We start from the raw sequence: 10,713 nt of genomic DNA, 5'->3' as shown, positions 1-10,713 counted from the left end.
TGGAGGGCTGAAACCAAGGCCGAACTTAATTTTCGAGAATTCTATGTAAGATAATATTCGGGCTCTTTCTCTTCCAGGATTAACCTTCGCTTGCCTTACTCTTGGAGTTCTGTTATTGAACAGAGAGAAGCCGACTTGCTTTCATCCCAAACATTTATAAATGCTTGGTGTGGTTATTGTGTTTTGGAAGATGAACTTGGGAAGGGAGTATTTTGCAGGGCTTGAGGCCACGTATGATGGGGATTTTTCGGTTCCGGAGGTTATTTCTCAAAGAGAGGGTTCGCAGTTTCAGACGAAGTTGGGGCTTGCTGAGTTGGGGACGAATGCAAACCCGTTTGCTCACGCGAGGGAAGCGCTTGCGGCGAGGATTCGAGAAGGGTTTCGGAAGATTGAGTGGACGTTTATGGGGACGGGTAAGGGGTCGAGTCAGCAGCCGACGCCGGAGAGTTATGATAAGAGGGATCGTGAGGAGCTTCGTCAGCTGGCCAAGCTTAATCAGGTGAAGACGTCTGTTCATGCCGCTCCTGGCGTGATGGGTCTTGCCGGGTTTTCTGGGGAGGGTTTTGATCCTTTGCGGCGGAACATGGGTGTTGTGGAGGTGAAGAAGGCCATTGATTTTGCTGCTGATGCCAGTACGGGCGGGGCGGTGGTGGTGCATACGGGGGAGTGGCAAAGACCGATTTATGAGCATTATGGGAAGGAAGGGTTTGAGATGTTTGAAGATGAGGCTTCGCGTGCGCCGATGATGGTGGTGGATAAGCAGACGGGGCGTATTACGGGGTTTCGCAAGAACGACACGGTGCACGAGCCAAAGTTTCTCACAGCGGGGGATCTTCGGAAGGCTGGCAAGAAGGTGGATGAGTTTCGTGACAAGGAGCGCAAGCATCGGGTGCGGGATGAGGATTGGGTGGATTTGAATGGGCATTACATTGATCCGATGGATGCGCGCAGGCTTTTTGATCGGGTTCCGGCGTGGAAGCCGGATGAAACCCAGTTTGAGACGGTGGAGCGTTCGTGGGAGGATGTTTGTAAGGAGGTGGAGGCGTATAATCGAGAGCACGGAACGAATATTTCTCCTGCGGTGTGGTTTGCGAGGAAGCAGCTCATTAATCAGATTTCTCAGGCCAAGGGCAATTCGCTCTATCACGCCCAGCGTTACGAGTCGTATGCTAAGGCGAGGGAGCAGGTGCAAAAAGCGCTTGATTTTTACCGCAAGCTTGAGGGCTCCTTGCCGGAGGAGAAGAAGAAGCAGCTTCTGAAGCAGGTCTCCGAATACGGGATCGACCCGCGTTTTGTGCCGGCCGAAACGGAGAGGATTGTGGAGTATTTGGAGCGCAAGAAGAAGGAGTATGAAGATCAAATGAGGCATACGCATCAAGCGTCGGCGTCCGCTGACGTGCAGGCTGCTGAGCTCTTGAAGCGAATGAATGATTTTGTTGATCTTGAAACGTTTGGGTTGCAGGAGACCGCGAAATCACTTTCGGATTTGGGAATAATGGCGTGGCGCAAGACGCAGGAGCGCAGGCACGAGCTTGACGAGCCGATTTATATTGCACCGGAGAATTATGATCCTGCAACGTACGGTTCGCACCCGGACGAGCTTATTAAGATTGTTGAGGCGTCGCGTAAGGCGATGGCTGAGCGTCTTGTGAAGGAAGGGAGAATGTCGGAGGAGCAGGCGAGGAAGGTGGCGAAGCAGCACATTAAGTCGACGTTGGATATTGGTCACATGAACATGTGGCGTCAGCACTTGAAGCGAAAGGAGGGGGAGTCGCCGGAGGCGTTTGATAAGCGTTTCAAGCAGTGGTATGTTGGGAAGATTAAGAAGCTTGCTGATGCTGGCGTGCTAGGGCATATTCACTTGACTGACAATTTTGGGTATCATGACGAGCACTTGACGCCGGGGATGGGGAATACACCGGTGAAAGAGGCGATGAAGATTTTGGAGGAGGCGGGAGTGAAGGATTTTATTGTCGAGCCCGGATCGTTCAATCCTACTACTGCTTTGCCTGATACGCTTTCTTATTTTGGGGCGGGTATCGGAACGGCTCCGCCTCGCATGTTCAATCAGTTTCATGAGCGCCATTTTGGGTATAATTCTCCTTCGAATTACATCGTAGGTGCGTATGCGCCGAGTAACGAGTGGCGGCTCTGGTCGGAGGTGCCGTTGGAGTGATGGGCGTGGGGGCGTTGCTTTTTTTTGAAGGTTGATTTCGGCTTTTGGGTTGTTTTGGTGAAGCAGGGGGTGGTGCGTTCGTGGTGAGTGTTGCTGCAGCCAGGCTGGCTCGCTTTTCTCGGATCGCCACGTATTTTCACGAGAAGGATCTTGCAATGCTCAGGCAGGGGAGGCTTCCCATGCGGAGGACTCAGAAGGGGTTTTGGGGGTCGACGAACTTGTTTGTTCTGTACACGTTTTTCAGCAGGGCGGGGCTGGCGAGGCGGAGGCGTTTTTGTGACTTGGGTTGTGGTGATGGGCGCGTCGTGCTGGTTGCTTCTTTGTTTACGAGGGCGGAAGGTGTCGAGTGGGATGCTGCGTTGTGTGGTGAAGCGAGGGAGGCGGCGAAGTCGCTTGGAATGGATGTTCGTATTGTGCGGGGGGATTTCACTCGGGTTTCTCTGAAAGGGTTTGACGTGTTCTATTCCTTCCCTGATAACGAGTTTTCGGAGGCGTTTGAGGAGAAGTTGTGCAGGGAGTGTCCTGGCGGGGTGCTGTTCGTGCATGATGTGTTGTACCGGCCGAAGTTGCTTCGTCGGCTTCGAACCGTGTGGGTGGATCAGCGGCCATTTTATGAGTACGCGCTCACGCCGCGCAGGGGGGTTGCTCGGCGTTTGCAAAAGTGAAGGCGGTGCGGGTTTTGGTGGCGGTTACCTCCTTTTGGATGGTGATAAAAGCTTATAAAAGCGGTTTGTAGCTTGATTCTTTGTGGAGTTCACGATTAACAAGCGTTTGCAGTCGAATCTTGAGCGGTATTCGAAGGAAGCGTTTCGTCTTAGTGCGGAGTTCGCCAAGGAGCTTTTGAAGGAGGCGAAGGACTTTGTTAAGGCGGTGGTGTTGTTTGGGAGCGCGCCGCGCAAGGAGCGCAAGCCGCACGATATTGACGTGTTGGTCATTGTGGATGATGTGAATATCGTGATGGGGAAGGAGTTGGTGCACACTTATCGGCTAATGGTGCAGAATTTGGTTGCGAAGATTTCAACGAAGCTGCACATCACGACGCTGCGGTTCACGAGCTTTTGGGAGTATGTCAGGGTGGGCGACCCGGTTGCGTTGAATATGCTTCGTGAGGGGTATGCTTTGATTGACACGAATTTTTTTGTTCCTTTGCAGCGTTTGTTGCAGCAAGGGCGTATTCGTCCGACCCCCGAGGCGGTGTGGACGTATTTTAACAGGGCGCGGGTGACGTTGAGTAATGCTTCGTGGCACACGTTGCAGGCGGTGATTGATTTGTACTGGGCGGGAGTGGATGCGGCTCACGCGGCGCTCATGGCGGTTGGTGAGATGCCGGTGACGCCCGAGCACATTGCTGCGTTGCTTGAAAAGCGGTTAGTGAGTGCTAACTTGTTGGAGAAGTCGTTTGCGAAGCACATGCAAGAGCTCTACGTGCTGCAAAAGGAGATTTCGACGGGTGCAAGAACGAGTATTTCTGCAGAGAAGTTCGATGCGTTGATGCAAAAGACCAAGCACATGGTTTCTGCGCTTGAGCACGTGGTGAAAGGGAGGCGGTGAAGAAGGGGGCGGGAGAGTGTTTTCAGCCGCCTTTGCTGACCTTTGCTGAAAGGCGTTCACCACCAAAACCCGACGGGGATGAGCCCTGCTCTGACGTAGCGGTATCGGTAGTAGGGCGGTGGGGTGTAGGTGTAGTAATAGGTTGGGCGGTAGTACGTTCTGTAGTAGGTGCGATAGGTGATGGGGTAGGTGTAATACCTCGGCCATGAGTAAGCGGAAGGTTTCCAGTAGACGGGTGTTGCGTATGGGTAGTACGGCGCAGTATAGACGTACACGCCCACGACGGGGTGGTATGGTCTTGCGTAGGTGTACCAGGGATAGGCGAGTGTCGGCACAGCACTGAGAAGCGCGCATCCGATGAGGGCGGCGAGGAGGAGTACGCGTGTCCAGGAGCTCTTGGTGCGAAGCGTCATGGAGGGAGGGGGAGTGCGTTGCAGGATATAAATCTTGCGAGGATGAGGGGATGGCGAGGGGGAGGGGAAGGTTTGTTTGAGCGGGTTGTTGGTTAGCGGAAGAAAACGTTGAGTTCTTTGCAGGAGCCAAACTCGCACACGAGCATGCGTTCAAACCCCCATGACCAGTCTTGATATCGTTTTTCGAGCGGGTATTTGGAGAGGGGGAGGGGGTAGTATGTCCTGCCAGGCGGGAGTGGTGTGGGTGTTGCAGGGTACGTGTGTGAGGGTATGGTGCTCGTCGAGGGCAGTACTGGGGGCAAGGGGAGCGTGCCGGTGTAGAAGCGGTATTTTCGCTCCCATCGTTCGTAATCCTCTGCCCAGTCGAGGTGGTCTTCGATGAGGCGCTCCCACTCATCGACGAGGTCTTCCCAGTCGTCGTCATCCCAGTCTTCTTTCTTGTACCACCATGGGAGGGGGGAAGGGGTGTAGTAGTGTGACGGCCAGGTTGTTCGCTCGTAGGGGTAGTAGTACCGGTACGGTCTGCCCTCATACCCGCCGGAGAAGGGTGATGGTCCGGAGACGAACGCGTTGGGGTAGATGGCATAGCTTGTTGTTCTCCAGGGCGTGAATGCCGCGCTTGAGTGGGGGGTGATGGCTAGGCTTAGAACGAGGAAGCAGATGATGGCGAGGGTTGTTTTTTGTGGAGCCATGATGGCAGGGAGAATACACCCGCGCTATATAAATATTTCGTCATTTAAGAGTGGTTATTGGTTGTTTTTTCGGGGGTTTTTTTTCTCGTTTTCCCTGCCTTGACTTTCTTTTATTGCGCTCCTTTTTGCTCCCTTATCGTTTTGAGAAGTTAAAGATGTCGCTGAGGTCGACGTTCTCTTCGCCGCGCATGGAAGGCGTTGCGGGTTTGCTTTGTTGTGGTGTTGAAGGTTGAACGGGTGTGTTGGCTGCTGTGTTGGCTGGCGCGTTCTGCAAGGGAGCGGGGCTGGGTTGTTGCAAGGTGGTTTTTTCTTTGAAGGTGTTTTCCTTGTTGTTGAGAGGTTTGTTAGTCATCGGTGGGGGTTCTTGCACGGTGGAAGAGGGGGGCGAGTTGGTCGCGGGTGCGCGCTGAGGCGCTGGTGTTGTTCGGGTTGTCGTCGTTTGGGTCGTCGAGGTGCGGGGAGTTTCGTAGGCGGTGTTTATTTCGACTTTGCTTGACTGGAGTGCGTTGTGCCGGAGGCGGGCGATGTTTTCTTCGTAGAAGCGGTTGCGGGGGCGTTGCGAAGCGGTGTCATTTTGTGATGGGTTGTGGTTTGTTGGGGTTTGGCTGCGCGTTCGTCGTTTACAGTACATTGTGTTTGCCTCTTTTTTTGCGGAGAAGTCTTTGAGCGCTTTTGCTTCGGTTTTCATGATTTCTTCGGCCATGCGTTTGGCCTCGGAGGCGCTGGCTGCAAAGCCGTAGGCGCCAAGGACGTCTGACAGTGTGTTGAGTCGGTTTGCTCTCGCTGGTTGAAATGGGTCGTTCATGGTTTGTACTCACCTTCGTCGTGTTCGTGCTTGTTGTGCTTGTTTCTCAAAAAATCAGTCAGTATACACTTTCGTATTTTAGTATATATAAAATTTGTGTTTTTTGTGTTTCTTGGCAAGGCAGATATCCTTTAGGGGCAGGTTATCGTTATGCTGTTCGTGACGGCGGCATTCCTGAGCGCGTCGGAGGTTTCGCTCTGGCCTCGTCATGGTTTCTTTCGTTGGTGCTCTATGAAGTCGCTTTAGGGGGTGTTCCGGGGGTGCTCAGGGCAAAAGGAAGGAGACGGGTGTGTTACAGCGCAGCACGCGTTTGCCGCCTTGGCCTGCAAAAGTAAACGAGATCAACACCTTGGTCAAGAACGCGCTCGACCACGAGTTCAGAGCGCAGCGCAGTATCAATGGCGTTCCGCTTTGGGCTTTTTTTGAGGACGGTGATGATGATCATCTTCTTGCAGACTCGTGCCATTTCCTGCAAGGCGTCGTGGAGGTTGGTAGCGTGGTGAATCATGGTCAGCGCAAGGACGTAGTCAAAAGCGTGGTCGGGGAAGGGAAGCTGTTCGGCAACGCCCTGAATAATGGCTTCCCGGTGGATGCTACGGTTCATAAGGGCGGTACTTGGCTCAACGCCCCGGCACCGGCAGGGAAGCAGGTCAAAGGAAGCGCCTGTTCCGCACCCGACATCGAGGAGGGTGTCGTTAGGCGTGAGCGCAACGTGTTTGAGGATGAAGCGAAGCTTGCTTTCTTGCTCTTCCCCGTAGAGTGCGTCATACCCTTCGGCAATGGCATTATAATAGTCCCAAGCATGCTGGGATGAACCAGTGGTTTGTTGGCTTGCTTGCCGGTTGGTTTGCGGATGTTCTCTTTTGGTGCTTGTTTGTTTCATTGGAAGCGAACGGTGGAAACAGGAAGAGAAGGGGGTGCTGCACAATATTTAAAAAGAGTTGTGGATTTTCACGTGGTACTCTGCAGAGTAGCGGCGCGCTTGGCGCACACGGGCCCGTAGTCTAGTGGCTATGACGCTGCCTCGACACGGCAGAGGTCCCCGGTTCGAGTCCGGGCGGGCCCACTCTTCTTTTTTTTCCGCTAGTTTCGTCTTCAAGAGCAGGAGAGCGTAACGCCTGTTCTTTAACTCCGTGCGTGGGGAACGAATGGGTATTGTTCTTCAAACAAGTGCCGAGAAGTATTTAAACAGGGTTGTGTTTCTTTCTTCCTGCTATGGAGGAGCGTATACGAGACCGGGAAGTTCGTTCGTGTTATGGAGACGTTGTTTCGTGGTATAGAGAACACGCTGAAGCGCTATCCGCGCTCAAGAAGGACGTAGAGGCGTACTTGCAAAGAGAAGGTGTGCCAATGCGGGTGGTTGGTTTTTCTCCTGATTTGAGGAGGCGTGTGTTGACGTGGAAGCTCGCGCCACCCCCGAACGCGCCTCAGCAAGAGTGCGCGTATACGGGCTATGATGGGGGGGTGTTGGCATCCTTGGGTGCAAGCTTGCCCGTAGTTCACGGCCCGGATGGGAGCGCCCTGCGAATGCGGTTTGAGGAGGCGCAACGTGAACTCGTATCGCCGCAGCAGCGCGTTGTGGTGAAGAGAGCGTTTCGCAAAAAGTTGGAGCAGGTATTAGATGAGAGAGGAGTGCCGCTTCGGGTCTGGGTTGTGGATTACAAAAATAATGTCTTGGTGGCGTACCTTAGGAGGAAGGACTGGCTCAAGGAAGTCAAGGATGAGTCTTTGCCGGGGTATTTGGAGGAATTAGTGCAGGAAGAAGTGCTTCCTCAACGGTTTTCGTTCAAAGATGGAAAAAGAGCACCTTCTGCTGTTGACATCCCGGTCCGTTATGAAACAGGCTCGCCTCCGCTTGCTAAGAAAAGAAGGCAGTAGAGGTGGGCAGGGGTGATTGTTCTTGATGGGAGGGTTGGGGAAGGCGGAGGAGCGATGCTGCGCACTGCCCTCGCGATGAGCTTGGTTACGGGCAAGCCGTTTCGAATGGAGCATATACGAAAGGGAAGAGACGTGCCCGGTTTGAAGAATCAGCACGTCCATGCTGTCAAGGCAGTCGAGTCGCTGACAAGCTCTTCTGCGGAGGGAGTTGAACCGGGAAGTTTGAGCATGGCGTTCTCTCCCGGCCCGTTTGTTGCTGGCAGGCTTGAAATGGACACGAAGACGGCGGCGTCAATTCCTTTGTTATTGCAGGCGCTTTTGCTTCCGTGCATGGTGGAGGATCGGTCATTTAGCCTGCGTTTCATAGGAGGAACGGATACGGCATGGTCGCCGACGTTTGCTTTTTTTAAGGAGGTGTTCCTTGCTGGCCTTGTTCGGCTCGCACCTGTCGGTGTTGCTGTGCACAGGAGGGGTTTTTATCCGAAGGGAGGAGGTGTTGTTGAGGTGTCCATCCCCCGCCATTGCGCGAGGAAGCCGTTAAAGAGAGGTAAGCGCGGGAAGATTGAGCGGGTGTACGTGGAAGCGTTTGCTTCAGCGTCCTTGCAAGGAGGCAACGTCGCCGAGCGAATGGTAGGCGGCGCGCGCGGAGTGCTTGAGCGGGTGTTCCCTCCTGACGTGATTGAGGAAAAGGTATCGTACTCTGAAGCAAAGTCTCCTGGCGCGGGTGTGCTGGTAATGGGGCAGGACTCGATGGGAAACCGTCTTGGTTCGGACGCGCTTGGAGAGCGGGGCGTCTTAGCAGAGAAGGTTGGTACCAGGGCGGCGCGCTCCTTGCTCAATGAGCTTCGCCACGGGTCGAGTGTTGATGTGCACGTGGCGGATATGCTCATACCCTTCATGGCTGTGTTTGGCGGTTCAGTGCTGCTTCCTCGCAGAACGCGCCACGTTTCGTCGAACGTGTACGTGTGCAACGCGTTTTTAGAGGAAAGAAATCATGTCGTCGTGTCGGAAGGTGTTGCTAAGGCAGGTGGGTTGTTTTGAATGTTTGAATGAATGCTCCCAAGTTTTTTTTTTGATGGCTTTTGTGCCGCTCACGCCTTGAGCGCGGCGAGGTTGATGTTGTCGTAGAGTTCCCGTATGGTGTTGTAGAGTTCTTTCTTTTGTGTTTCGCCGAGATTTTTTTGCAGGTAGATGGCGCGTAGTTGGTTGTAGATGTCTTTTGCTTCTTCGAGGTTTCCCGCTGCTGTTGCTGTTTTGCAGTTTTCGATGAGGCTGTAGATGTTGACGTCTGAAATGTGCGGTGTGGCGTTGCTGCTTTGTCTCGCTTCTCCCGGGACGGTTTCTTGGAGTTGGGCGTTGAGGTATGCTTCGAATCCTTTTGCTTCGAGTTCTGCCCGGCTCTTCGCGATAGTTTCTTCGGCCTTTGCAACGTACTCCGCGATTTTTTTTGTTTCGGCAAGTTTTTCTTCAACGCTTTCTTTTTCCTTGAGCAGTTCTTCTCTGGCTTTCTTGAGTTTTTGGCTTTCTTCGTGCACGTAGTTTCTAAACTCTTTCTCTTCTTCTTTGACTTTGTTGCTGTGTTCTTCGAGTTCTTTTGAAAGCCGTTCAATGTCCGCTCTTCGCTGCTCGAGTGTGTGTTCTTCGTCTGCGAGGGCGGCTTGTTTTGCTTCGAGTTCTTCTTGCTTCTTTTGCAGGCGTTCTTCCCTTTTTTTGAGTTCTTGTTCTTTTTGCCTTAGTTCCTGCTCTTTCTTGTTTACTTCTTGCGTTTTCGTAGAGTGTTTGGTGTTGAGTTCCTTTTGGCGTTGTTCGAGGTGCGCTTTGAGTTCGTTGAGGGAGCGTTCTCGTTCTTCGAGTTGCTTTTGTTTTTCTTCGAGCTCTTTTGCTTGAAGGGTTATCTTTTCTGCATCCTGCATCATCTGTTCCAATTCTGCTTTTTGTTTTTCCAGCTCTGCTTCTCGTTCCTGAAGGGCTGCGAATGCTTTTTTGTAGTTCTTGTTGGCCTCTTCTGCTTTTTGTATCTCGTCGTGGAGCTGTGTCTTTTCTTCCTTGATGCGTTCTTCCACGAGTTTGTCAAATTGTTTTTCTCTCTCGTCAAGTTCCTGCATGCGTTTCTCAATCATTTCGCGCAGGTCGTTGAGTTCTTGCGTTTTTTGGCTGAGTTTGCTGACGTGCTCGTGGACGTTCATGCGTTCTTGCTTGAGGGTGTGGATTGTTCCTTCCTCGCTCTCAGGTTCTCCTTGTGTTTCTTCCTCTTTCGCGTTTCTCGTGATGTTCTCAAGCAGGGCTATGAGTTCTTCTTTCTTTTTTCTCGTTTCGATTTCATCGGCGATTTCTTCGAGGCCGAGCGCGTTACGCACCCAGTTGGCAAAATCGTTGCGTTCCTCGGTGACGTGATGGTTGAAGACGGCTTGTGGCATGGATGCTAACGTTGCTTTGAAGGTTACGAGGTCGGAGAAGGTTTTACCGTCGTGGGTGACGAACTCTTTTCCCGGCTCGACTTTTTTGGTGATGACGCTGCGTGGCAGTTCTTTGCTGAGGAGGGTGTGGAGTTCTTCATCAATGGTCTTGTGCGCCTCGTCAAGTTCGGTGAGGTGTTTGTCCATGAGTGCTTCTAGCTCTTTGCTCGGGTCCTCTTGCGGGGGGGTTTGGCTTTCCGCCTCAGCACGGGGCTGTTGTGTTTTGTTTTCGGGTGTTTGTTCGAGAGTGTGCTCGTCTCCTTCTTGAACGGAAGAGGTGTTGCTTGGTTGTGCCTCGTCAAGCGTGGGGGGTTGCTGGAGCGTGCTTGCAGGTTGCGGCTCGGCGGGTTCGGTTATTCCCTCATCGCCTGTGATGCCGTGAGCTCCTTCTTCTGTTTTTTCTCCTTCTTCTGTTTCTTCTATGATTTCTTGTGTTTTCGTTTCTTGTTCGGGTGTTTTCTGCGGCGGGGCGTCTTCTTCTTGGGAGGTGGTGTCGGTAGCGCTCTCCTCCGCGGGCTTTGACTGGCTTTCTTGTTCTAGTTTTTGATCGGTAGGGTGTCCGACGCCGAGGATGTCAGTGTCTAAGGTGAGTTCTTCTCGTCTCAGGGCTTCTAACTCTTCCTCTTGTTTTTTCTCAAGTTCAGAGAGCTCCTCTTCTTCTTTTTTGAGAAGTTCATCGGGCGGAAGTTCTCGTTCTTCATCGGTCAATGCTTCTTCAGGGAGGGGTTCTACTTCTCCTGGC

Annotated in this window: 10 protein-coding genes and 1 tRNA gene; 6 read left to right on the top strand and 5 right to left on the bottom strand. The window is 52.8% G+C overall.

Annotation, left to right across the window (positions count from 1 at the left end):
• The first annotated feature begins 160 nt into the window (after positions 1-160).
• From D6783_06020 to D6783_06010, 3 genes are all read left to right on the top strand, one after another.
• Positions 161-2,176 carry a hypothetical protein gene (locus D6783_06020; GenBank protein RME52056.1) on the top strand — a complete coding sequence of 672 codons (2,016 nt, stop codon included), beginning with the start codon at positions 161-163 and terminating at the stop codon, positions 2,174-2,176.
• A 44-nt stretch (positions 2,177-2,220) separates the two neighbouring features.
• Entirely contained in the window at positions 2,221-2,841 is a 621-nt protein-coding gene (locus D6783_06015; GenBank protein RME52055.1) for a class I SAM-dependent methyltransferase, read from the top strand.
• 82 nt (positions 2,842-2,923) lie between these two features.
• Complete coding sequence (locus tag D6783_06010) at positions 2,924-3,727, top strand: nucleotidyltransferase domain-containing protein (protein ID RME52054.1); 804 nt, start codon at positions 2,924-2,926, stop codon at positions 3,725-3,727.
• Between the two features lie 56 nt (positions 3,728-3,783).
• On the opposite strand, the gene D6783_06005 is transcribed toward D6783_06010, so the two are convergent.
• From D6783_06005 to D6783_05990, 4 genes are all read right to left on the bottom strand, one after another.
• Entirely contained in the window at positions 3,784-4,140 is a 357-nt protein-coding gene (locus D6783_06005; protein RME52053.1) for a hypothetical protein, read from the bottom strand.
• A 92-nt stretch (positions 4,141-4,232) separates the two neighbouring features.
• Positions 4,233-4,832 (bottom strand): hypothetical protein, encoded by a 600-nt coding sequence (locus D6783_06000; protein RME52052.1) that lies wholly within the window; start codon positions 4,830-4,832, stop codon positions 4,233-4,235.
• 133 nt (positions 4,833-4,965) lie between these two features.
• Positions 4,966-5,637, bottom strand: coding sequence for a hypothetical protein (locus D6783_05995; protein RME52051.1), 672 nt, complete (start codon positions 5,635-5,637; stop codon positions 4,966-4,968).
• Between the two features lie 292 nt (positions 5,638-5,929).
• A complete protein-coding gene (locus D6783_05990; GenBank protein ID RME52050.1) occupies positions 5,930-6,520 on the bottom strand; it encodes an SAM-dependent methyltransferase in 591 nt (196 codons plus the stop codon).
• A gap of 110 nt (positions 6,521-6,630) precedes the next feature.
• Here D6783_05990 and D6783_05985 point away from each other — a divergent pair.
• From D6783_05985 to rtcA, 3 genes are all read left to right on the top strand, one after another.
• A tRNA-Val gene (locus D6783_05985) sits at positions 6,631-6,703 on the top strand.
• 149 nt (positions 6,704-6,852) lie between these two features.
• Positions 6,853-7,515, top strand: a complete 663-nt coding sequence (locus tag D6783_05980; GenBank protein RME52049.1) for a hypothetical protein — start codon at positions 6,853-6,855, stop codon at positions 7,513-7,515.
• A 12-nt stretch (positions 7,516-7,527) separates the two neighbouring features.
• Positions 7,528-8,556 carry an RNA 3'-phosphate cyclase gene (rtcA, locus tag D6783_05975; GenBank protein ID RME52048.1) on the top strand — a complete coding sequence of 343 codons (1,029 nt, stop codon included), beginning with the start codon at positions 7,528-7,530 and terminating at the stop codon, positions 8,554-8,556.
• Positions 8,557-8,606: 50 nt separating this feature from the next.
• Here the strand turns inward: rtcA and D6783_05970 are convergent.
• On the bottom strand, positions 8,607-10,713 hold a 2,107-nt coding region (locus tag D6783_05970), incomplete at its 5' end, for a hypothetical protein (GenBank protein ID RME52047.1).

Source organism: Candidatus Woesearchaeota archaeon, from assembly GCA_003694805.1.
GTDB lineage: Archaea > Nanobdellota > Nanobdellia > Woesearchaeales > J110 > J110.
The sequence above is the reverse complement of the archived record's forward strand: the minus strand, read 5'-3'. Positions and strand labels throughout refer to the sequence as shown.